This window comes from Paenibacillus sp. FSL H7-0714, assembly GCF_038003765.1.
In the GTDB taxonomy this organism is placed as follows: Bacteria; Bacillota; Bacilli; order Paenibacillales; family Paenibacillaceae; genus Paenibacillus_AQ.
Genome location: NZ_JBBOPT010000001.1, coordinates 1,448,763 through 1,470,614, shown reverse-complemented (window position 1 = coordinate 1,470,614; position 21,852 = coordinate 1,448,763). Strand labels below are relative to the sequence as shown.

Sequence of the window (21,852 nt, the reverse complement as noted above, 5' to 3'; positions counted from 1 at the left end):
TGTCAATATCCTCCTTTAATTTGAGACCCATCATAAAGAGCGGGTGCTTCAAGAGAACTGGATTCGTCGATTAGATCAAGCTGCTCCTCAAGCTCCCGCTCTTTAGCGGGAATGTCATTCATATCATATCAGATTAATGCAATCAAGCAGTAATCCGTTAAAGTCGCAAAATAAACTATTTAAGAGTTGCCACGTACCATAGCCGTAACACCTGTGCGAGACAGCTCTCTGATTCCATAAGGCTTCAATAGCTCGATCATCGCGTCAATCTTCTGTGTCTCCCCAACTACCTGCACCAGTATAGTGGTGCTGCCGATATCGACAACTGAAGCACGGAAAGTCTCAACTACACCCAAAATTTCCGGACGCTCACTTGGATCAGCATTCACTTTAATCAGAGCCAGCTCGCGTGCAACCATTGGCTTAGCTCCAAGATCAACAACTTTGATAACATCAATTAGCTTATAGAGCTGCTTCTCGATTTGTTCAAGGGTATGCTGGTCGCCAAGAGTAACGATAACCATCCGGGATAATCCAACCTCTTCGGACTGGCCGACTGTAATACTCTCAATATTAAATCCACGGCGACCGAACAAGCCTGACACCCGTTGAAGCACACCTGGCTGGTCATTTACGAGTACAGAAATCGTATGTCTTGTCACTGTTATTCATCCCCCATCAGCATATGATCGATGGTTGAACCTTGAGTTACCATCGGGTAGACATTCTCGTCTTTTGGAACAACGAATTCTACCAATACTGGACCCGGTGTTTCCAGAGCTTTCTGCCATGCATCACGTGCTTCTTCCTTATTCGTCGCCCGTAGACCTTTTACACCATAGGCCTCAGCCAGCTTAACGAAATCCGGACTACCTGCAAGGTCTGTATAGCTGTAACGTTTGTCATAGATAAGATTCTGCCATTGGCGAACCATTCCAAGCACTTGATTATTAATAACAACGATTTTGACAGGTATATTGTTAATCGCACAAATCGCCAGCTCTTGGGAACACATTTGCATACCGCCATCCCCGTTAATCGATACTACCAACCGTTCAGGATGTGCCATTTGCGCACCGATAGCTGATGGGAATCCGAAGCCCATCGTTCCAAGACCACCTGAAGTAATCCATGAACGCGGATGATTGAACTTGTAATATTGTGCTGCCCACATCTGATGCTGGCCAACGTCCGTAGTAACAATCGCTTCACCATTAGTGGTGTCATTAATCATTTCAATAACCCATTGTGGTTTAAGCTCTGTCTCCGAATCTTTATACCGAAGTGGCTGATCAAGCTTCGACTGCGCGATATGCGTTCTCCAAGCATCAGCCTTAAATGCACGGCCAACCTCAGGAATCAGCATTTCCAGTACAGTTTTTACATCTCCAACGATCGGAATATCAGGCGATACATTTTTTCCGATTTCTGCAGGATCGATATCGATATGCACGATCTTGGCTTTTGGCGCGAAGCCGTCCAGCCTACCCGTAACACGGTCATCGAAGCGGGCACCGATATTAATGAGCAAATCACATTGCTGAATCGCATTGTTTGCGGTATATGTGCCATGCATACCTGGCATTCCCATCCAAAGCTCTTCAGCACTTGGGAAGGCTCCAAGTCCCAGCAGGGTTGTAGTTATTGGAATCTCTGTCCGTTTCACGAATTCGAACATAGCCTCATGTGCTCCAGAGTAGATAACTCCACCACCTGCAATGATAATCGGACGTTCAGCAACCTCAATCGCACGAACCAGTTTATCAAGCTGCAGTTTGTTTGGAACTGTACAAGGGTTGTAGCCACGAAGATTTACGGTCTTCACTGGTGTGAACAACGTCTTTGCTGCCGACACATCTTTCGGTATATCGATCAATACTGGACCTTTACGACCGGTATTCGCCACATGGAAAGCTTCATGTATTACGCGAGGGAGATCCTCAACATCTCTTACAAAGTAGCTGTGCTTAGTGATTGGCATCGTGATTCCAGTAATGTCTGCTTCCTGGAAAGCATCTGTACCGATCAGGCTTGAGAAAACGTTACCTGTGATTACGACCAATGGAGTGGAGTCCATATATGCTGTAGCAATACCTGTTACAAGGTTTGTTGCGCCAGGACCCGAGGTTGCGATACACACCCCTGGTTTGCCACTTGCTCTAGCGTAACCGTCAGCTGCATGAATCGCTCCTTGCTCATGACGTGTTAACACGTGATTGAAATCCGTAAAACCGTACAATGCATCATAAATGTACAATACAGCTCCACCTGGATATCCGAATACTGTGTCTACACCCTCCAATACAAGGCTGCGGAGTAGTATTTCCGAACCGGTAATAACTTCCGGCTCCATCCATTTTTCTTTTAGCTGCTCTGTAGACCGTAATTCCGGTATTTGCGCGCTCATCAGTATTCCTCCTCCGATATTTAACATTCATTATGCAAATGACGGACCGTCCTCTATACATCAGCAAATAGTTATTTATAAAACAAAAAAACCTTCCGCCTCCCACGCACAGTATTAGCGCGTGAGGGACGAAAGGTTGATCTTCCGTGGTACCACCCATGTTTGCATTACATCTCGCGATGCAACGCCTTATCAGGTATACAAAAATCCATCGATGTAGGCAAGGGCCCTAATCTCTGTAACCTGAAGTCCGTAACGCGGACTAAACGATTCCCCCTAATAATTCCACCACTCTAGCCAGTGGACCTTTCAGGGAAACAGCTCCGAGGTGAGCTCGTATATAAGGGATTTCGGTGGAGGTTGCAGCAAATCCTCACACTCTCTGAGCAAAAGAGCCCTTAAAACTTCGTCCTCATCATTGCCGATACATGTATGTTCGTTAAAATGTTTAGACACATTATATGATTCCTATCACGGATAGTCAATACCCTTATTTTTAAAATCGTCACAACTCCTGCTTCTACCCTCTCGGAACGCCTGCCCCTCTCCCAACATATGATGTACGACAATGCGTGGAAAGGGGACGCTCTATGATTCGTTATCGTCGACCGAAGCAGGATGACGTTGTTATTTTTGATTTAATCGAGCGACAGCTCGTTCCATTATCTCATCTGCCGCAAACTGAAATCACTAAAATCAAAAAGGATTTACCCCGTCGTCTAGGACACGGAATCACACTTGTCACCTGTCCCGACTATGAAAGCGATCCAAACGGGTTTGTCCATTTCTTGCTGCATGGTGATTTACTCTACATCGATATGCTAGCCATTGCACCAGATGCTCGGCGAAAACACTTGGGAAATATGCTTATGGATCGGGCAGAAAGATTTGCACTTTCTCGCGGTTGTCATCGTTCTAAGGTATCTGTCGATCTAGGGAATGCAGCAGCGCTAGCCTTTTATCGAAAATTGGGCTACAGCGTAGCCCGTTATCAATCGCTAAGTTTTTGTTACGAGCTTGAGAAACGATTCTCCTAGCCAAAGCAGCACTTATCGGAACTCAAAAGAATCCAAAAGGTGAATATGGTGTGCCTCCGTTCCCATAACCTCCATAAGGAGTTCCATATCCGTAACCGCCACCATAAGGTGTAGCTCCACCATAGCCACCGCCATAACCTCCACCATAAGCATAAGGGGCAGTACCAATGGCGAGCAAATCAAACAACACTAATGGAATGATTGCTTTAGTTTGTACTTTTTTACCACTTACACGTTGCAAAATAAGACGATTTCCTGATACACGAAGCAGCTTTCCTGTAACCTGTGTGCCATCTTTTTTCACAGCGATGATCTGTTTACCTATGAGCCTCATAACCTGCTTTTTCGTAACTGGCTTAGTCATAATATCCCCTCCAAAAAGTTTTGCATGCCTCTGATTCCCGCCATCTTCAAAACAGTTTATTCGCACAAAAGTACCTTCGCCTGTACACTTGCCCTTACCTCTTAATGTTTATCCATATCGATCCTAACAAAAAAAGCCGTATCTCCGGAAAAGTCCGGAAATACGGCTTGATAATGATATAAGCAAAAAATCGAAAAGATCTAGCGTTTACCAGGATCGTAAGGCTGACCTAATGCCTTAGGAGCAGCGGAACGACCTACAGCACCCACCAATACAATGATCGTTAATACGTAAGGAATCATAAAGATAAACTCTTGTGGAATGTCCTTTGACCATTCAAACAATTGTACGTAGTTACGGATCGCTTGAGAGAATCCGAAGAACACAGCAGCCCCAAAGGCACCAAGCGGATTCCACTTACCAAAGATCATCGCTGCAATAGCGATAAAACCTTGACCTGAAATCGTATTATGTCCAAAGGTTCCGGTTGTAGTTAGAGTGATTGTAGCACCACCGATACCAGCCAGCAATCCACTCAGCATTACGCCGATATATCTCATCCGCTTCACCTTGACCCCTAAGGTGTCTGCAGCACTAGGATGTTCACCTACTGCGCGTAAACGCAGTCCAAATGGCGTTTTAAACAAAACGAAATAAATAACAATAACCAGCACAATGGCCAGATAAGTGGTCGGATAGGAATTAAATATCCCTTCACCGATCACCGGGATTTTGGAGAGTCCAGGAATTGAAACCTTGTTAAACCCATCGATTAGTGGAGTTTCAGCAGATCCATCAAACAGCAGCTTTACCATGTAGAGCGTACTGCCTGCGGCTAAAAAGTTAATAACCGTACCACTGATCGTCTGATCCGATTTAAAGGTAATAGCTGCAACTGCATGAATTAGTGAACCAATTACCCCGACGGCCATAGCACATAGTACGCCAATCCAAGGAGCCCATTCACCCATCCCAGCATCTTGAGCATAATAACCGCCCACTGCTGCGGCAAAAGCACCAAACATCATCAAACCTTCAAGTCCAATATTTACGACACCAGAGCGTTCAGAGAAGATGCCGCCAAGTGAGGCAAAAATAAGCGCTGTGGAAAAAACAAGCGTTGTATTAAGCAGTTGACCTAACGTCTGCAGATCCATCTATAACACCTTCTCTTTCTTGCGCTTGAAGTAAAAGGGCTTAAGCACCCAGCGCACAATCCCTTGTGCCGCAATAAAGAATATGATTGAACCTATAACGATACGAATAAGCTCTGGAGGAACATCTGCAGCAAAACTCATTCCTGCAGAACCATAAGTCAACGTACCATAGAGAATCGCAGCAAGAACAACACCAAGTGGATGTGTTAAACCAAGTAGAGCCACTGCGATACCATCAAAACCATATCCTGGTGATGCCGCGAACACAGATTGATAATGGAATACACCCAGTACCTCCCCTGCTCCGGCCAACCCTGCAAATACTCCACTTATGAACATTGCTTTTACAACGTTACGGCCAACATTCATACCTGCGTACTCGGCAGCATGAGGATTGTAACCAACAGCACGCATTTCATATCCTTGCTTAGTCTTCCATAAGTAGACATAGAAGAATACTGCTGCAGCAAGGGCAATAGCTGTTCCCCAGTGCAGACGTGCATTGTCAAATAACGAATTCAAGAACGTCATAGAAAGTGAAGCTGGAATATCCTCGGAACGATTCTGTCCCGGGAGTAAAAGAAATGCTCTTACAATATAATTCGACAAGTACAGAGCAACCCAGTTTAACATGATCGTGGTAATAACTTCATTAATCCCACGTTTGGCCTTCAAGTAGCCGGCGATACCAGCCCACAGACCTCCACATAACCCTGCTATAATAACAGCAAGCGGAACCAATATGAATCCTGGCAAGGCTGCAAATTTAATGCCCACCACGGTCGCAGCTGTCATACCAATCATCACTTGTCCGTCTGCCCCGATATTAAACATCCCTGAACGGAATGCAAAGGCTACGGCTAAACCAGTGAGCATTAATGGCGTCATTTCGCGCACGGCTTCACCAAAGTTGTACAAGTTACCAAATACACGTGAGAACAGTGCGGAGTAAGCAGTTATCGGATCATAACCACCCATAAGCATAACTATTGCTCCCACAAGAAAACCAAGTACGATGGCGACAAGAGGAACGATATAGCTGTCAGTTGTGAAGATTTTTTTGAACTTATTCAACTGCCTTACCTCCCCGCTTCAAGCTGCCTGCCATCATAAGACCCAGTTCCTGGTCATTCGTATCCTGCGGGAACACTTCACCGACAATTTTGCCTTCATAGATAACAGCAATTCTGTCTGATACATTCATAATCTCGTCCAATTCAAACGAAATGAGCAATACAGCTTTTCCTTGGTCACGCTGTGCGATAAGCTGCTTTTGAACAAACTCGATAGCCCCAACATCTAGACCGCGTGTTGGTTGTGCTGCAATAAGTAATGTCGGATCTTTATCTATTTCCCGAGCAATAATCGCTTTCTGTTGATTTCCGCCGGATAGAGAACGTGCTTTGGTCTGAATTGAAGGTGTACGCACATCAAATTGCTCCACAAGACCTTCAGCATATTTATCAATGACATCATTTTGCATAAAGCCATTTTTGTTATATGGACTCTTATAGTAAGTTTCCAGAACCATGTTCTCACTTACTGAGAAATCAAGCACCAAACCATGCTTATGACGGTCCTCTGGAATATGAGACACATTCATCTCCGTAATCTTACGCGGGGATAAATTAGCTATCTCGTTCCCGGACACCTGAATAGAACCAGAATCAATTTTACGCAGACCTGTAATGGCCTGAATCAGTTCACTCTGTCCATTGCCATCTACACCAGCTATTCCGAGAATTTCTCCGGCTTTCACATCAAAGCTAAGGCCGTCCAGCACTGAGACACCATCTTTACTCTTGCTGTTCACATCCTTCAGCTCGAGTACAGTTTTGCCAACCTCAGGAGCCTTCTTATCTACCTTGAAGGTTACGCCACGTCCAACCATCTTCTCAGCTAGTTCATTCGGATTAGTCTCTGCGGTATTTACGGTATCGATTACTTTTCCGCGTCTAATAATGGTGACCCGATCAGATATTTGCATAATTTCTTTAAGCTTATGCGTAATCAGGATAATAGATTTTCCCTCTGCAACAAGCCGCTTCATAATCGCCATCAATTCCGTAATTTCTTGAGGCGTAAGTACTGCAGTCGGCTCATCAAATATGAGAATATCCGCTCCGCGGTACAGGGTCTTCATAATTTCTACCCTTTGCTGCATACCTACAGAAATGTCATGAATAACGGCATTTGGATTCACTTGCAGGCCATATTGCTCCGATAGCTTCCGAACCTGTTCCGCAGCGGATTTATAGTCAATTTTAAGACCTTTCTTCGGCTCCATCCCAAGAACAATATTCTCGGTAACCGTAAAAGGTTCCACGAGCTTGAAATGCTGATGCACCATACCAATACCAAGCTCAATCGCTTTATTGGGATTATCAATTATAACCGGTTTCCCGTCGATTTCAATACTACCTTCGTCCGGTTGATACAATCCAAACACGATATTCATTAGGGTTGATTTACCTGCACCATTCTCACCGAGCAATGCAAGAATCTCACCCTTTTTTAAGGTTAAGCTAATGGAATCGTTAGCAACAATACCAGGAAATCGTTTTGTGATTTGCTTCAACTCTACGACAGGAGCCGCAGCACTCATGGAATCACCCTCATCACAGAATATATAACTACCATGCAGACACGGATGTACCGCCCTTTTCAAGACGGTATAACTGTGTCCAACTTATCATAACCAGTGCTTTAACAAGGAATAAGGCCAGCACATAACCGGCCTTATTCTTTGTTGCTTATTGTAATCCGACAAATAAAAGGGAGATCTTACTCGGTAGGAACTGTAATTGTTCCATCAATGATTTGTTTTTTGTAATCTTCAACTTTAGCCAAGATCTCTTCAGAAACGTTAACTTTAGATGTATCAGAGATACCTACACCATTGTCTTTCAAACCAAGAACAGTTGTAGTACCACCTTTGAAAGTACCATCGATTACTTCTTTGGAAACCTTCTTCACAGCTTCGTCAACGCGTTTGATCATGGAAGTCAAAGTTACGTCCGTACCAAATTCAATGGATTGGTCTTTGTCTACACCGATAACCCATACTTTAGCACCGCCAGCTTTGTTACGGGATTTAGCTTCGTTAAATACGCCATTTCCTGTTGCACCAGCAGCAGGGAAGATGATGTCATTACCATCGTTATATAATGTAGCGGCAAGAGATTTACCAGTATCTGGCTTGTCATATGCACCTGCATAAGTAATTGTAACTTTAGCGTCAGGCTTAACTGCTAATACACCAGCTTTAAAGCCTACTTCAAAACGTTTGATTACTGGGCTTTCCATACCGCCGATAAAAGCTACCTTGTTAGTTTTTGTAGTCAAACCAGCAACCACACCAACCAAGAAGGAACCTTCGTTCTCAGAGAAAGTAACGGATGCTACGTTAGGAGCATCTACAACGCTATCAATAATTGCCAAGTTAGCATTTGCGTTCTCACCAGCAACCTTTTTAATTGCGTCGCCAAGATCAAAACCAATACCCCAAGTCAAGTTGTAGCCATCTTTAACGAATTGGTTAAGGTTTGGCTCATAGTCAGCGTTTGATTTACTTTGCAAATATTTAACGGAAGAACCTGTTTCTTTTTCAAGAGCTTGTAATGCTTCCCATGCGGATTGGTTAAACGATTTATCGTTTACGCCTCCGATGTCAGTAACCATACCAAATTTGAAATCAGATTTTGCGGCATTTGTTCCGCCATTTGTTCCTGCATTAGTCTCGCCATTTGCAGCATTTTTAGCGTTGTTGTTTCCGCAACCAGCCAATACTACTGTAAATGCCAGCAACATTACAAGAGATAGCTTGAAAACTTTTTTCATTGAATGTGATCCCCCTTAAAATATTGGATGTCATCTGTGTTCTACTTGGACATTCCATAGATCAAATTATAACTGCAATAAAATCTAAAATCCAGTCCATAAATGACCTCAGGTCAATAAATATTTGTACTTTTTCGTAAGTAACCGCTTTCCATGACACGACATGTTATCATCATGTTTGAATGATGTTAGAAAACCTTATTTTACTTTGTATAGTATTCCAACACATTACAAATATTATTGCACACTTATATGTTTTCTATTATTATGATTGCTTAGTATTTGCACTGAAAGGAAGTTATCAGATATGACCGATGAAAAAAATCCACAAACGATGCCGGCTTTTAAATATTGCCGTGAATCCCGTGTCTTCAAAACCGGACGCGTTTTCCCTAATGATGTTAATAATCACAAAACATTGTTTGGCGGTAAGCTTATGAGCGGCATTGATGAAGTAGCCTCCATCTCAGCTATGCGCCATTGCCGTGCTAATGTCGTTACAGCCTCTACAGACTCTGTTGACTTCTTGAGGCCCATCCGACCTACAGACTCCGTATGTTTCGAATCCTTCGTTTCTTGGACCGGACGTACAAGCATAGAGGTATTTGTAAAGATCATTTCAGAAAACTTATATACGGGTGAGCGCGCCGTCGCTGCCACTTCATTCCTTACCTTTGTTGCAGTTGGGGAGGATGGCACTCCCACTCCAGTTCCTGCCATAATCCCAGAGACCGATGAAGAGAAACTGATCAGCGAATCAGCTAATGAACGTTCTGAGCTACGTAAAGTAAGAAGAACCATCAGTAAAAAGCTCGCTGCCGAGCTCAATACTGTGAAGTACTGGGAATAACTCTGCTTAATGCAGAGTTTTTTTTCTCGTTTTTTTTACGGCAGAGAAATCATTTCCTCATTCTATATACTTCATACCACACAAAAAAGCACCGCTGCATGGGCAACACGCAGGCGGTGCTTTTCGATTATATTACAACACTTACGCGTTGATTTTCTCTTTGGCAATACCAGCCAAGGAGTTGAATGCGTTAAGATCATTTACAGCCAGATCAGCCAGCATCTTACGGTTAACTTCTACACCAGCCAATTTCAGGCCGTATACAAGCTTGCTGTAAGAAAGACCGTTCAAACGAGCTGCTGCATTAATACGAACGATCCACAGTCTGCGGAAGTTACGTTTAGTTTGACGACGGTCGCGGTAAGCGTAAACCATCGATTTCATTACTTGTTCTTTAGCTGTTTTAAAAATGCGGTGTTTAGAACCGAAATAACCTTTTGCCAATTTCAATACTTTTTTATGTCTACGACGAACTACAAATCCGCCCTTAACTCTTGCCATATTAATAAACCTCCCAAAAATGTGTGATAAACTATTTCAAGTTAGCCAATCCTTGTTTCAAACGTCTTACATCCCCAGGGGCCATTACTGGATTACCGTTCAGAACGCGCTTAGCGCGTTTAGATTTGTGGGACAGCAAGTGGTTTTTGTGAGCTTTGTAACGTGTTACTTTACCAGTTCCGGTAATTTTGAAGCGGCCTTTCAGGCTGCTATGTGTTTTCATCTTAGGCATGGTGTTTCCTCCTTGAATATTATGCGGCGCCAAATTGCATGTAAGCAAGTGACTCCAGATTTATTGGGCTTTAGGAGCCAAGATCATAATCATGCTGCGACCTTCCAGCTTAGGCTGGCGCTCAACAACAGATATATCAGCCACTTCGTTCTTAACACGCTCGAGGATTTTCTGGCCGATATTCGCATGTGTAATCTCACGTCCGCGGAAACGAACGGAGCACTTTACTTTATCGCCTTCACCCAAGAACTTGATCACATTGCGGAACTTGGTTTGATAATCATGTTCCTCAATGTTAGCACGGAACCAGACTTCCTTGATATCAACGACCTTCTGGTTCTTACGGGCTTCCTTCTCTTTCTTCTGCGTTTCATAACGGAACTTGCCGTAATCCATGATGCGGCATACCGGCGGCTTAGCCTGTGGTGCTACATTGACTAAATCTAGATTAAGATCGATCGCCATTTGCAACGCTTCGCGGATCGGTTTAATTCCGATTTGTTCACCTTCCGCACCAACCAACCGTACCTCTTTGGCCCGAATTTCATCATTGATCATATGTTCCTTACTGATAACTCTCCACCTCCGGATCTTTTTAACAACTATACTGCCTTACTCCATAAAAAAGGGGTGCCGGTAACACCCGACACCCCGTGTTTGATCAACGTTCATGAACATTAACATTCATAAAGCATTGAGATCAAAACCAGCCGGCGAATATGCCAGTCAGGTGAGAAGCAGGTGCTTCTTCTTGCAATCCCTATGATTTGCGTACTTGAATACTATACACCACTCCAAACGGAGTGTCAATTCTTTTATTCAATATTCTTAAATATCTTATACCTGCTTGCTTTGCACTTCTTCAAGTCTTACGACACGCGTATGCTTGGTATGGCTCCATTGCTTGTTGTTCTGCGTAAAGAACGCATAGAACGTAATTGGATACCAAGAGATCAGGTAAATTGGGAAGAACACCAGATAAGCGTACACCTTCTTGAATTTAACCTTCTCCAAAGCCATCGCAATCCCAAAGGTCACCAGATTCAAACCGATCGCAAGGAAACCGAGCCAGACTGGCAAGCTGCCGTAAATATTAGCAATATTCGGTCCGTTAAAGAGGGCCATATCCACCCACATTACCGCCGTCATCAAGAAGGTGAGCAAAACAATGTACACATTTGCTCCGTAAAGCGCAAGGTCAAACTTCGTTAGGCTACGTTCTTTAATACTTTGCCAAAGTAATGGGAAAAAATAACGACGAGCTACAGTAAAGTGTCCTTGCATCCAGCGCAGACGCTGTCTTGAAGAGGCCTTGAAAGTTAGAGGCTTCTCATCAAATACCTTTGCGTCATAGTTGAACTTAGGATATACACCATGAGATGCACTGCGCATCGTAAACTCCAGATCCTCAACCAAGCTTGTAGCTCCCCAGCCCATCTCTTTAAGGAGATTGGTCTCGAAACACATTCCTGTTCCGCCAAGGAAGTTCGCCATATTCAAATTATGGCGTGAAAGTTGCCACAAACGGTTAATATACCAATACGACACACCATACGCTGCAGTAATCCAGGAATCTTCTGGATTCTTGGTGTCAATATAACCTTGAATAACACGTGCTCCTGAACAAAGATCATTATTCATCTCCATTAGGAATTCAGTATGTGCCAGATTATCGGCATCAAACATTACAACTGCGTCATATTGACGCTGCATGCCCCAAAGCTCCTTGAGCATCCATTCAATGGCATAACCTTTACCACGTAGATTCGGGTTAGTACGGACACAAGCGTTCATTCCGTGCTCTCTAACGATGCGAGCTGTGCCATCTGTACAATTGTCACAAATTACAAATACGTCAAACAGTTCTGAAGGATAGTTAAGCTGCTTCAGGTTTTCCATTAACGCGCCGACGACTTCTTCCTCGTTATGTGCAGCAACAAGTACTGCAAATGTTTTTTCTGGCTTATACTTTGTCTTTGTCTTTTTCTTGTGCAGACCAAATAACGAAAAGGTAAACTGATATACTGCGATTGCTGCCAAGATCACTTGGAGCGTAACAAACAGTGCGTCTGTCATGACCTTTTGATGCCCCCTTTTTTTCACTCTCGGTGTTCTTTTTTTTCTCTCTAGCTTGCTTGACGTTCCTTCTGACCCTTTTGTTGCATCCCTTAACAATAGACCAAGAGTATTCTTATTCTAGGCAGACTTCACAATTTTTATATGTGTTGTTTAAAAGAATTGTATGGATTCCATTTATTTGGATCCTTATTTATCTCTTACCCTTTTAAACATGTTTAGTCCGCTTGAATCATTGTACGGCGTTAGCGGCTCTAAGTCAAAACTAGCAAATTTCTAGCAAAACTGAGCTTTTCCTTGAAATGGACTACCTTTAAAAAGTATGATTAAGACAGATCTAATGCTAAAGAACGGACTGCTCATAAGCACCTGTTATCGGTAGCCGACTGGCGGAGGGACAAGATATGAGACATTTATTCATGAAGCTACATCTCTGGGAGCGGCACCTTTTTAAGTGGATCAACGGACGAATGCATAATCGTTTTCTGAACTTTTGGCTCTTCTATCTCACTCATTTGGGTGGAGCTACAAGCACAATTGTTATCAACATACTGATATGGGCATTTGCTCCTCAGCCATGGAGAACCGCTAGCCTGCAAGCAATGACGGCTCTAGCTGTTAGCCATTTGCCCGTTGCTGTCGCCAAAAAACTGTATCCACGCATGCGGCCTTATCTGGCGTTACCGGATACGAATACATTTCGTAATCCATTAAAGGATCATTCTTTTCCTTCTGGTCATACTACAGCTATCTTTGCTTCAACGGTCCCATATATGGTAGCATTTCCTGCCTTGACCGTTATTCTGCTGCCGCTGGCCTGTATTGTCGGGTTTTCACGCATTTATCTGGGATTACATTATCCATCTGATGTCTTTGCAGGCTTAGTGATCGGAACCAGTGTTGCAGCGGGCACTATAGCCTTATGGATCTGAAGTATATATGGTTAAACCGGGAAAACCTTTGAGAATAGGTGAATCAAAATTGCAAAAAAAAAGAATTTTAATACTCTCAGAAGGCTTTGGAGCAGGACATACTCAAGCAGCTTATGCGCTGTCGAGCAGTCTGCGCCAACTGTCACCTAATTTACAAACGAAGGTGCTAGAACTTGGGAATTTCCTTAATCCCAAAATGGCACCCATTATTCTGTCTGCTTACCGTAAGACGGTAACGACTCAGCCAAAGCTGATGGGGTATGTCTACCGTCACCAGAAATCATTTAATCGTCTTACCACGCTTGCCCTGCATCGTATATTTTATACGCATACCAAAAATGTTGTTATGCAGTTGAAACCTGACGTTATTGTCTGCACACACTTCATCCCGGGTGCTGTAGTATCTCGTCTTAAGAGAGTGGATCCTACCCTAAAGATGCCACTCGTAACTGTTATAACGGATTATGACGCACATGCCAGTTGGATCAGTCCAGAGGTAGACCGTTATCTGGTATCAACACCAGAGGTTAAATCCAAATTGCGTATGCGAAACATTCCTTCTGCGAAAATTCAGGTTACAGGGATACCCGTACACCCTAACTTTTGGCAGCATCCTGGAAAGCAGGAGATTCGACAGCAATTCAATCTCAAGGATATGCCAACGGTACTAGTCATGGGCGGCGGCTGGGGGATCATGAACGATCAGGTTGTAAATGCCTGTCTGGCGGAATGGCGAGAAAAGATTCAGATTGTTTTCTGTCTCGGCAAGAATGAAGAGCTGCTTCAGGAAATGAAAGAAGACTCACGTTATAATCATCCTAATATATCCTTGATCGGCTTTACGCGTGAGATTGACAAGCTGATGGAGGTGTCCGATCTGCTCGTCACGAAGCCGGGTGGAATGACCTGCAGTGAAGGGCTTGCTAAAGGAATACCGATGCTTTTCTATAACCCTCTGCCCGGGCAGGAGGAGGAGAATTGCCGTTATTTTACCGCAGCAGGTTTCGGAGAGCCGATAGAGTCTTTAGACGTAGTCGTAATGTGGATGGAACGTCTATTAAACAACTACGAGGATGTGCAGAATAAGCGAAAACTTCATCTTGAGGAAATCGCCCGTTACCACCCATTGCAATGTGCTCAGAGCATTATCGAATTATTGGAATAGTTAATTTAAAAGCGGCAGCCTCCAAACCACTTGGAGGCTGCCGCTTTATTATTGAAGCACATCTTTTGGAGTAGTGCTTTGTAACTACAACCGATATTTGTCCAAACGGGTAGCTTGATACTGCTTGAGCGCTTCCGCACCTACAATGGCCTCACAACGATGGATATTCACGCCACGTCCGACAAATTTCGTCTCGTATTCCGTCATAATATGATCCTCATTTATGATGCCGTCCGCATGTAGGTCTAACGAGATATTTTTCATCTGTAGACCAAAGTCCGCAAATGCATTTAATGAGAATTCAAATAGGCTTCGAGAATCTGTTTTCAAATGAATTTCACCTAAGTCGCTTAGCAGCCCCCGATATTTGTCAAGAAAACGCGGGTGTGTCAAACGACGACGAGCATGCTTACTCTTTGGCCACGGATCACTGAAGTTAAGATAAATTCGTTCCAGCTCTCCTGGAGCAAATACTTCCTCTGCATAATCAATATTGGCGAGTGCCAATTTCAGGTTGGGCGGCGTCTCATGACCTGCCGGCTCCCATACTGCTCTAGCCTTATCTCCAGCACGGCGGATCAGCTCATCATACATATCAACGCCGATAAAATTAATATCGGGATATTTGAAGCTCATTTGGCTGATAAACTGTCCCTTGCCCATTCCGAACTCCACATGGATCGGATGATCATTCCCGAACAGCTTGGACCACTCACCTTTATAACTCCGAGGGTCAAGAATGACTAGATCGGTCTGTTCTTCCAAACTTTCACGTATTCCTTTTCTTCCGCGTAAACGCATAGGTATTCCTCCGATTATCTCTTATACGATAACTGTCACTTGCAATATTGTGCCGAAATTGTCCCGAAAAGTAAAGGGATTGAGGTAAAAAAGAAAAAGGAATTCTCTGGCTCAGCTCTTAAATGAGCTATCCAGAGGAATTCCTTCGTTGTGTATATTTGGAATTAAGGCTCATTCTTGTCCGGTAGATTAGGATCTACTTTGTGTTTGAGCTGGTGGCAAATGTCTTTTTTTCGAATGCGCTGCGAATTTTACGCTGTGCATCTGTCTTGATCTTAGGGTTGCCGTTAAATTCCACACCTGTTAGTGCAAGGGCTTCATCTGGCGTTAAGTGGACTTCAATCGAATCTTTACCCTCAGCATATACCGTTTGAGAATTCATTGCTATCACCTCACGGTTATTATTATGGATCGGACGACACGAAATTATGAACTCCTGGCTGAATTTCTTTAAGCCACAGCAGCTTTTCACACTCTGAATATAACATACTATGTAAGCATTTTCAAGTTGAAAGCGCCTTACTTTCGGCCTATTTTTCATGCCAGTACCGGGAGTGAATGTTACGCCGAGCTCTGTTTTTTGATACAATGTATTGGATTATAAGAAACGGCTGTGTGTTCTTTTATAAAGGATGCCATCCGTCTCAGAAAAATATAAGGATAAGGATACTTATCTATGTTTATATTTTCAGAAAGGAGCTCCTCGTGTCTAATCTTCAATACACTACTCCTCCGCAGCTTTGGGGAGATAAACGTTTTCATACCTGGAATTACGAAATGCGTGAACATTTGAACACCAAGGTATTCAAAGTTATGCTTGATGCAGGCTTTACCTGTCCCAACCGTGACGGCTCCATCGCTAAAGGTGGTTGTACTTTTTGCAGTGCCAGAGGTTCTGGTGATTTTGCGGGAAGTCGCCGAGATGATCTCGTCACCCAATTTAATAATATCCGTGACAAGCAGCATCTAAAATGGCCAAACGCTAAATACATTGGATATTTTCAGGCCTATACGAATACGTACGCTCCGGTCGAAGAGCTTAGAGAATATTTCGAAGTGATTTTACAGCAGCCAGGTGTCGTTGGACTATCTATTGCTACACGGCCTGACTGTTTGCCGGATGATGTTGTCGAATATTTGGCCGAGCTAAACGAGCGCACGTATCTGTGGGTAGAGATGGGTCTCCAGACTATACACGACTCCACCTCTGAGCTAATTAACCGGGCTCACGATAGCCAGTGTTATGTAGATGCTGTTGAGAAGTTGCGGCGTCATGGCATTCGTGTCTGCACCCATATCATTCACGGTCTCCCACAGGAGACGCATGAAATGATGCTTGAAACGGTATCTGCTGTGGCTCGCATGGATGTGCAAGGAATTAAGATTCACCTTCTGCATCTCATGCGTAAAACACCCATGGTGAAGCAATACGAAGCTGGATTGCTACGATTCATGGAACAGGACGAGTATGTGAAGCTCATTGCCGATTCACTCGAAATTTTGCCCCCTGAAATGATTGTACATCGCTTGACTGGAGACGCTCCTCGGGATATCTTAATCGGACCGATGTGGAGCCTCAAGAAATGGGAAGTGCTAAATGCCATTGACGATGAGCTAGTTGCTCGTGATACTTGGCAGGGTAAGTATTGGAGGAAGAGCTAATGGGCTTTATGTCCGTTTTAAGCTTTGCTCATAAATTAATCTCTGAGCGGTTAACTTTAGGTGATCGTGCGATTGATGCCACTGTAGGTACTGGTGCTGATACGCTTTTTCTAGCCAAAGCAACCGGAACTCGCGGTGAAGTCTACGGCTTTGACATTCAAGCTACAGCGCTGAGGCTGGCTGAAGAGCGCCTGCGGCTTGCAAGAGAGGAAGCTCCCTCGCTCGCCACCGTCACCTTGCTGGAACGTAGTCACGCCGAAATGGCTGAAGCTGTTCCAGCGAACTGGCATGGCACCGTTGGAGCTGTAATGTTCAATCTAGGCTACTTGCCTTCAGGAGATGCCGACAAGAACATCATTACTCAGCCGGACAGCTCCATTGCAGCCTTGGAAGCTTCTCTCCAGTTACTGCGTCCAGGTGGGATCATTACGGCAGTTCTTTATCCCGGCCATGCAGGCGGAGATAAAGAAGCCGCTGCCGTTGAATCTTGGGCAGCAGCTGTTTCCCAAAAGGTAGCACAAAGCATTGTTTATCGTCAGCTGCAGCGCACGGATTCACCTTATATGATTGCGCTCGAAAAGAAAAAAGGAATCCCCTCTTAAACTGTAAGCATCAAACTATTTTATATTTGGGAAGGAAGATGTAGCAATGACTCAACCATATCCTTTGAAATTTCAACCGGAGTTTAAAGAACGTGTCTGGGGAGGCCGCGCGCTGGAGAAATTCGGCCTAGATCTACCTGAAGGACATATTGGCGAAGGCTGGATGATCGCCGATCACGCGAATGGAACGTCTTCGGTGGTAAACGGAGAGTTAGCCGGTCAAGGCTTAGATCAAATCCGTGAACAGTTCGGCCATGAATGGTTCGGAAGTAAAGGGATTTCAGAAACGGGTGGAAGATTTCCTCTACTAATCAAATTGCTGGATTGCAACGACAATCTTTCCGTTCAAGTCCACCCTACAGATGATTATGAGGGATTGCCACAAGGTGAACTGGGCAAAACAGAGATGTGGTACGTGTTAGACGCTAAGCCAGGTGCCAAAATCATCTATGGTCTTAAAGAAGGCGTGGATCGTGAAACATTGCGTGAAGCACTGGAGAAAGGCACTGTTATGGATAGCCTTCAAGAAGTATCTGTCTCTGCAGGAGACTCCTTCTATATTCCCGCCGGAACCGTTCATGCGCTATGTGCTGGTGTCGTTGTAGCAGAGATCCAGCAAAATTCCGACACTACATACCGCATTTATGACTATGACCGTCCAGGCCTGGACGGAAAACCACGTGAGCTTCATATTGAAGATTCACTTAATGTTACAGCTTATGAAGGCGCCGGGGCTACTTCGATGAAGACAGATAACGCAGTCCCTGGAGAGTGGCTGCAACTTGCCGCTTCGCCATATTTTATCGTAGAAAAAGGAATCGTAAATGGTTCATGGGACCTCACCACTACAGAAGACAGCTTCACTATTCTAGTCATCTGTGAAGGCAGCGGACATCTTACTTGGGATGGCGGCTCCCAACCTTATGCTGCAGGAGAATGCTATCTGATTCCTTCCAGTCTCGGCCGTTACGCTATCGAAGGTCATTCTACTGTGCTTCGCTCTTATTTACCATAAGTCGAGAACCTTTAGGAGGAATGGACCATGAAGGAAAATAGCTTTACCATAACGGATCCCATAGGTGTAAATATCCATGTCTATGAATGGTTACCTGAATCCGATGTGCCAGTTAGAGGAATCGTGCAAATTTCTCACGGTATGTGTGAAACAGCTATCCGCTATGCTCGTTTTGCGGAAGCATTAACCGGAGTAGGTTATGCAGTATATGTCAATGACCACCGGGGACATGGTAAAACCGCTGGTCAAGTCGATCTGCTTGGCGATGTTGGGGAGGACGGATTCTATTGGATGCGGCGCAATCTGCTCCAGGTAGCAGCCAAAGCACTCTCCAAACATGAAGGTAAGCCCATCTTTCTATTCGCTCATAGTATGGGTTCCTTTCTGGCTCAAAAGCTGATGTGTGAAGAGGGTAACGAAATCTATGAAGGATTTATCCTAAGCGGTACAAATGGTCCTCGCGGTATGCTGCGCCTTGGAGAATCTCTGGCTAGTGCACAGCTCAAGTTAAAGGGTGAACATCACCGAAGTGTACTACTGAACAGCTTAGTATTCGGCAGTTACAACCGTGCTTTTTCTCCCGTAAGAACTGCATATGACTGGCTGAGCAGCGATGATGCGGAAGTTGACAAGTACATTGCCGATCCATTCTGCGGAGCCATTTGTACAACACGCTTTTTCCGTGGTTTTTTCCACCTCCTAAGGGAGATCCATTCCGAGGAATCACTTAGGACATTATGTACAAGTAAGCCCATTTATATATTTGGTGGGGATAAGGATCCTGTAGGGATGAGCGGCCAAGGCATTCCTCGTCTTGCGGAGCTGTACAAGAAACGAGGGATATCGGACGTAGAGTATCGGCTCTATCCAGGTGGCAGGCATGAAATGCTTAATGAGGTGAACCGGGATCAAGTTACAGCCGATGTGCTTAACTGGTTAGAACAGCATCTCCCTTCTGAGGTTACGACTACAAGTTAAGAGAAAAACGTGGTTTATCGGTTTTTTTAGACAGAAGAGCAGCGATCCTCCCGTTATTAGGGGATCGCTGCTCTTCGTTTTGGGTTGTGAGCAGCTTACATTACTCCTAGCTCCTTTCTTCCCCTCCGCTCCCGGACTCATCTGACGCTTTTGGTCAGCCATTACTATCCCCCTTCATTTTCGGACTTAGAAGACTTTTATGGCCAATCATCACTTCCCTCCACCACTTGCGGACTCAGAAGACGCTTGCGCATGTAACAAAAAAAGACCGCCCCCAAAGGAACGGTCTTTCCTCCCAACACAATCGCCTTATTACAAAGGCAGCGTATAATACTGAGCGCGTTGGCTCTCATTCTGCTGATACATTACGATTAGCAGTGTACGACCTTCTCGAACGGAAGAAGATTCAGCTACGGCTACAGTAGAGCTTGTGGTTTGGACAGACTCTTCTAAACTACTCTCTGTAACTCCCTGTATTAATGACTCAGGAGAAGGTACAGCCCCGTCGTTAGCATCGCCTGCTTCCTCTTCCTCTGAACCCACATCCGCCCGTAGACCGCTGATGGATTCCAGCACCGCTTCAAGCGAGAACGGTAGCACTTCAAGCACCGTATATTTTTGCAGCTCCCTTTCACTGAGTCCGGCTTCTGCCAATTGCGCAGAGATTTGACCCGGATTAGCAGCGATATCCCTCAAGTAACTCGACCAATCTGACTTATCCAGTACGAAATCCCACCAGATTTTGCGAGGCTTATACTTGTGTCCTAGGAAATAATCAAGCTTCATTAGCCCAGTAATAATATCCATAGACGGAGTCCCACGATCTATCAAGAAGGACTGCAAACGGGTAAAGAGATCTTCTAGCTGATGCCCAATCTTTTGCCAGCCTCTCTCCTCCCAGTAGTCACCGAACTCCTGAAAGAAATCAAATGGTGAATCAAACACGTGACGGATCAAGTATTTGGCTGTATGGTCCATCCGGTGGCTGTTCCAGTATTTCTCCAGCACATCCTCAAGCCGCTTCAAACGAATAATATCCGAGAAGGTCATCATATGACTGCTAAGAATTTCGTAAGGGGCATGTTCCATATACGTATACTCATATTTTGCCGCCTGTGCACGCAGACCCGTCCCGCGAAGCATTTTGAGGAATCCAAGCTGCAGCTCTTCTGGCTCCATAACGAATACATCGTTAAAGGTTTTGCGGAAGGTGGTGTAATCCTCCATTGGAAGCCCTGCGATTAAATCCAGATGCTGATCGATATTACGACTTTCCTTAATCTTCATTACCGTACGAGAGAGCTTCTTGAAATTCTGGCGGCGTTTAACAAGCTCGTTCGTCTCATCATTTGTAGACTGTACACCAATCTCAAATCTAAAGATGCCCGGAGGCGCATTGTTCGACAGGAAATCCAGAACTTCTGGCCGCATGATATCTGCTGTGATTTCAAACTGGAACACACAGCCTTGATGATTATCGATCAGGAATTGAAACATTTCCATCGCATAGTTGCGGTTGATATTGAAGGTACGGTCCAAGAATTTAATGATTTTGGCACCATTTTCAATTAAGTAGAGTAGATCAGACTTCACTCGTTCAATATCATAGTAACGTACGCCTACCTCAATACTGGATAAACAAAATTGACAGTTAAACGGGCACCCACGGCTTGTCTCAAAATAAACAATACGTTTGCTCAGATCTGGAATATCCTCTGGAAAACGATGCGGTGTAGGCAGCGTATTTAGATCGCTTTTGGGACGAGGTGGATTTACAATGATCTCCTCTCCCTTACGATAAGCAGTTCCGTACACAAAATGAAATTTCCGGTCGTCTCTCAGCTCCTGCAGCAGATGATGAAATGTCTCTTCTCCATCTCCGTTGACGATGAAATCAACGCCAGCTTCTCTCTTCATCCAATGCAGCGGCTCATAAGAGACTTCCGGTCCTCCGAGAACAATCGTAACCTCAGGCATCACTTGCTTAAGAATTCCGATCAGCTTGAGCGTCTCTTCAATATTCCAGATATAACAGGAGAAGCCAATCACATCTGGCCGTTTCTGAAACAAGTCGGACACGATATTCATCACGGGATCTTTAATGGTGTACTCCACCAAATGAATATCTTTAAATTCATGCTCACTGTAAGCTTTAAGCAAACGAATCGCCAGTGAGGTATGGATATATTTTGCGTTTAGCGTGGTCAGAACGATTTTCAATGCTACACGACCT

Annotated in this window: 22 protein-coding genes; 8 read left to right on the top strand and 14 right to left on the bottom strand. The window is 44.4% G+C overall.

All coding sequences use genetic code 11. From position 1 onward, the window contains the following. Positions 1-179: 179 nt before the first annotated feature. On the bottom strand, positions 180-668 hold the full coding sequence (gene ilvN / locus NST34_RS06565) for an acetolactate synthase small subunit (RefSeq protein WP_170880323.1): 489 nt from the start codon (positions 666-668) through the stop codon (positions 180-182). After that, on the bottom strand, positions 665-2,407 hold the full coding sequence (ilvB, locus tag NST34_RS06560) for a biosynthetic-type acetolactate synthase large subunit (protein ID WP_280788787.1): 1,743 nt from the start codon (positions 2,405-2,407) through the stop codon (positions 665-667). The genes ilvN and ilvB overlap by 4 nt, the downstream gene beginning before the upstream one ends. A gap of 590 nt (positions 2,408-2,997) precedes the next feature. Between ilvB and NST34_RS06555 the strand changes: the two genes are divergently transcribed. Then, the gene (locus NST34_RS06555) at positions 2,998-3,444 is read left to right on the top strand and encodes a GNAT family N-acetyltransferase (protein ID WP_042125089.1); all 447 of its coding nucleotides are present in this window, start codon (positions 2,998-3,000) and stop codon (positions 3,442-3,444) included. 22 nt (positions 3,445-3,466) lie between these two features. On the opposite strand, the gene NST34_RS06550 is transcribed toward NST34_RS06555, so the two are convergent. From NST34_RS06550 to NST34_RS06530, 5 genes are all read right to left on the bottom strand, one after another. Next, on the bottom strand, positions 3,467-3,808 hold the full coding sequence (locus NST34_RS06550) for a hypothetical protein (protein WP_341127403.1): 342 nt from the start codon (positions 3,806-3,808) through the stop codon (positions 3,467-3,469). A 200-nt stretch (positions 3,809-4,008) separates the two neighbouring features. Beyond that, positions 4,009-4,965 carry an ABC transporter permease gene (locus NST34_RS06545; RefSeq protein ID WP_042125085.1) on the bottom strand — a complete coding sequence of 319 codons (957 nt, stop codon included), beginning with the start codon at positions 4,963-4,965 and terminating at the stop codon, positions 4,009-4,011. Further along, entirely contained in the window at positions 4,966-6,039 is a 1,074-nt protein-coding gene (locus NST34_RS06540) for an ABC transporter permease (protein ID WP_042125082.1), read from the bottom strand. Beyond that, on the bottom strand, positions 6,032-7,570 hold the full coding sequence (locus tag NST34_RS06535) for an ABC transporter ATP-binding protein (RefSeq protein ID WP_042125080.1): 1,539 nt from the start codon (positions 7,568-7,570) through the stop codon (positions 6,032-6,034). Before NST34_RS06535 ends, NST34_RS06540 begins: the two co-directional genes overlap by 8 nt. Positions 7,571-7,749: 179 nt before the next feature. Next, on the bottom strand, positions 7,750-8,805 hold the full coding sequence (locus tag NST34_RS06530) for a BMP family lipoprotein (protein WP_042185713.1): 1,056 nt from the start codon (positions 8,803-8,805) through the stop codon (positions 7,750-7,752). Positions 8,806-9,112: 307 nt separating this feature from the next. On the opposite strand from NST34_RS06530, the gene NST34_RS06525 reads away from it, so the two are divergent. Beyond that, positions 9,113-9,655, top strand: coding sequence for an acyl-CoA thioesterase (locus NST34_RS06525; RefSeq protein WP_042185711.1), 543 nt, complete (start codon positions 9,113-9,115; stop codon positions 9,653-9,655). A 141-nt stretch (positions 9,656-9,796) separates the two neighbouring features. On the opposite strand, the gene rplT is transcribed toward NST34_RS06525, so the two are convergent. The 4 genes from rplT to NST34_RS06505 form a co-directional block, all read right to left on the bottom strand. Next, positions 9,797-10,156, bottom strand: a complete 360-nt coding sequence (gene rplT / locus NST34_RS06520) for a 50S ribosomal protein L20 (protein WP_042125073.1) — start codon at positions 10,154-10,156, stop codon at positions 9,797-9,799. Between the two features lie 31 nt (positions 10,157-10,187). Further along, on the bottom strand, positions 10,188-10,388 hold the full coding sequence (gene rpmI, locus NST34_RS06515; RefSeq protein ID WP_036679507.1) for a 50S ribosomal protein L35: 201 nt from the start codon (positions 10,386-10,388) through the stop codon (positions 10,188-10,190). A gap of 60 nt (positions 10,389-10,448) precedes the next feature. Beyond that, positions 10,449-10,946 (bottom strand): translation initiation factor IF-3, encoded by a 498-nt coding sequence (infC, locus tag NST34_RS06510; RefSeq protein ID WP_036679510.1) that lies wholly within the window; start codon positions 10,944-10,946, stop codon positions 10,449-10,451. Positions 10,947-11,225: 279 nt separating this feature from the next. Beyond that, positions 11,226-12,464: a glycosyltransferase family 2 protein gene (locus NST34_RS06505; protein ID WP_042185708.1), complete on the bottom strand. Its 1,239-nt coding sequence runs from the start codon at positions 12,462-12,464 to the stop codon at positions 11,226-11,228. Positions 12,465-12,868: 404 nt separating this feature from the next. Here NST34_RS06505 and NST34_RS06500 point away from each other — a divergent pair, with 404 nt between their 5' ends. Together NST34_RS06500 and NST34_RS06495 are read left to right on the top strand one after the other, a co-directional pair. Then, positions 12,869-13,396: a phosphatase PAP2 family protein gene (locus NST34_RS06500; RefSeq protein WP_042185706.1), complete on the top strand. Its 528-nt coding sequence runs from the start codon at positions 12,869-12,871 to the stop codon at positions 13,394-13,396. A gap of 49 nt (positions 13,397-13,445) precedes the next feature. After that, a complete protein-coding gene (locus NST34_RS06495; protein WP_081382712.1) occupies positions 13,446-14,561 on the top strand; it encodes an MGDG synthase family glycosyltransferase in 1,116 nt (371 codons plus the stop codon). An 84-nt stretch (positions 14,562-14,645) separates the two neighbouring features. Here NST34_RS06495 and trmB read toward each other — a convergent pair whose 3' ends face one another. Then, positions 14,646-15,362 carry a tRNA (guanosine(46)-N7)-methyltransferase TrmB gene (gene trmB, locus NST34_RS06490; RefSeq protein ID WP_036679523.1) on the bottom strand — a complete coding sequence of 239 codons (717 nt, stop codon included), beginning with the start codon at positions 15,360-15,362 and terminating at the stop codon, positions 14,646-14,648. A gap of 196 nt (positions 15,363-15,558) precedes the next feature. Next, the gene (locus NST34_RS06485; RefSeq protein ID WP_042125061.1) at positions 15,559-15,744 is read right to left on the bottom strand and encodes a hypothetical protein; all 186 of its coding nucleotides are present in this window, start codon (positions 15,742-15,744) and stop codon (positions 15,559-15,561) included. A gap of 323 nt (positions 15,745-16,067) precedes the next feature. Between NST34_RS06485 and NST34_RS06480 the strand changes: the two genes are divergently transcribed. Genes NST34_RS06480 through NST34_RS06465 form a run of 4 tightly spaced genes read left to right on the top strand, consistent with a single transcriptional unit; the run spans position 16,068 to position 19,619 of the window. After that, positions 16,068-17,024: a TIGR01212 family radical SAM protein gene (locus NST34_RS06480; protein ID WP_076286344.1), complete on the top strand. Its 957-nt coding sequence runs from the start codon at positions 16,068-16,070 to the stop codon at positions 17,022-17,024. Beyond that, positions 17,024-17,626, top strand: coding sequence for a class I SAM-dependent methyltransferase (locus NST34_RS06475; RefSeq protein WP_341127402.1), 603 nt, complete (start codon positions 17,024-17,026; stop codon positions 17,624-17,626). Before NST34_RS06480 ends, NST34_RS06475 begins: the two co-directional genes overlap by 1 nt. Positions 17,627-17,672: 46 nt before the next feature. Next, positions 17,673-18,641, top strand: coding sequence for a type I phosphomannose isomerase catalytic subunit (locus NST34_RS06470; RefSeq protein ID WP_042185697.1), 969 nt, complete (start codon positions 17,673-17,675; stop codon positions 18,639-18,641). Between the two features lie 27 nt (positions 18,642-18,668). After that, on the top strand, positions 18,669-19,619 hold the full coding sequence (locus NST34_RS06465) for an alpha/beta hydrolase (RefSeq protein WP_341127401.1): 951 nt from the start codon (positions 18,669-18,671) through the stop codon (positions 19,617-19,619). Between the two features lie 312 nt (positions 19,620-19,931). On the opposite strand, the gene NST34_RS06460 is transcribed toward NST34_RS06465, so the two are convergent. After that, positions 19,932-21,839: a B12-binding domain-containing radical SAM protein gene (locus NST34_RS06460; RefSeq protein ID WP_341129511.1), complete on the bottom strand. Its 1,908-nt coding sequence runs from the start codon at positions 21,837-21,839 to the stop codon at positions 19,932-19,934. Positions 21,840-21,852 lie beyond the last annotated feature (13 nt).

Bases quoted from the DNA above. Each gene is read 5' to 3' on its own strand.
- NST34_RS06470 (WP_042185697.1), top strand. From the start codon at position 17,673: ATGACTCAACCATATCCTTTGAAATTTCAACCGGAGTTTAAAGAACGT.
- NST34_RS06550 (WP_341127403.1), bottom strand. From the start codon at position 3,808: ATGACTAAGCCAGTTACGAAAAAGCAGGTTATGAGGCTCATAGGTAAA.
- NST34_RS06535 (WP_042125080.1), bottom strand. From the start codon at position 7,570: ATGAGTGCTGCGGCTCCTGTCGTAGAGTTGAAGCAAATCACAAAACGA.
- ilvB (WP_280788787.1), bottom strand. From the start codon at position 2,407: ATGAGCGCGCAAATACCGGAATTACGGTCTACAGAGCAGCTAAAAGAA.
- NST34_RS06475 (WP_341127402.1), top strand. From the start codon at position 17,024: ATGGGCTTTATGTCCGTTTTAAGCTTTGCTCATAAATTAATCTCTGAG.
- NST34_RS06545 (WP_042125085.1), bottom strand. From the start codon at position 4,965: ATGGATCTGCAGACGTTAGGTCAACTGCTTAATACAACGCTTGTTTTT.
- rpmI (WP_036679507.1), bottom strand. From the start codon at position 10,388: ATGCCTAAGATGAAAACACATAGCAGCCTGAAAGGCCGCTTCAAAATT.
- NST34_RS06485 (WP_042125061.1), bottom strand. From the start codon at position 15,744: ATGAATTCTCAAACGGTATATGCTGAGGGTAAAGATTCGATTGAAGTC.
- trmB (WP_036679523.1), bottom strand. From the start codon at position 15,362: ATGCGTTTACGCGGAAGAAAAGGAATACGTGAAAGTTTGGAAGAACAG.
- rplT (WP_042125073.1), bottom strand. From the start codon at position 10,156: ATGGCAAGAGTTAAGGGCGGATTTGTAGTTCGTCGTAGACATAAAAAA.
- NST34_RS06500 (WP_042185706.1), top strand. From the start codon at position 12,869: ATGAGACATTTATTCATGAAGCTACATCTCTGGGAGCGGCACCTTTTT.
- NST34_RS06525 (WP_042185711.1), top strand. From the start codon at position 9,113: ATGACCGATGAAAAAAATCCACAAACGATGCCGGCTTTTAAATATTGC.
- NST34_RS06530 (WP_042185713.1), bottom strand. From the start codon at position 8,805: ATGAAAAAAGTTTTCAAGCTATCTCTTGTAATGTTGCTGGCATTTACA.
- NST34_RS06505 (WP_042185708.1), bottom strand. From the start codon at position 12,464: ATGACAGACGCACTGTTTGTTACGCTCCAAGTGATCTTGGCAGCAATC.
- infC (WP_036679510.1), bottom strand. From the start codon at position 10,946: ATGATCAATGATGAAATTCGGGCCAAAGAGGTACGGTTGGTTGGTGCG.
- NST34_RS06555 (WP_042125089.1), top strand. From the start codon at position 2,998: ATGATTCGTTATCGTCGACCGAAGCAGGATGACGTTGTTATTTTTGAT.
- NST34_RS06465 (WP_341127401.1), top strand. From the start codon at position 18,669: ATGAAGGAAAATAGCTTTACCATAACGGATCCCATAGGTGTAAATATC.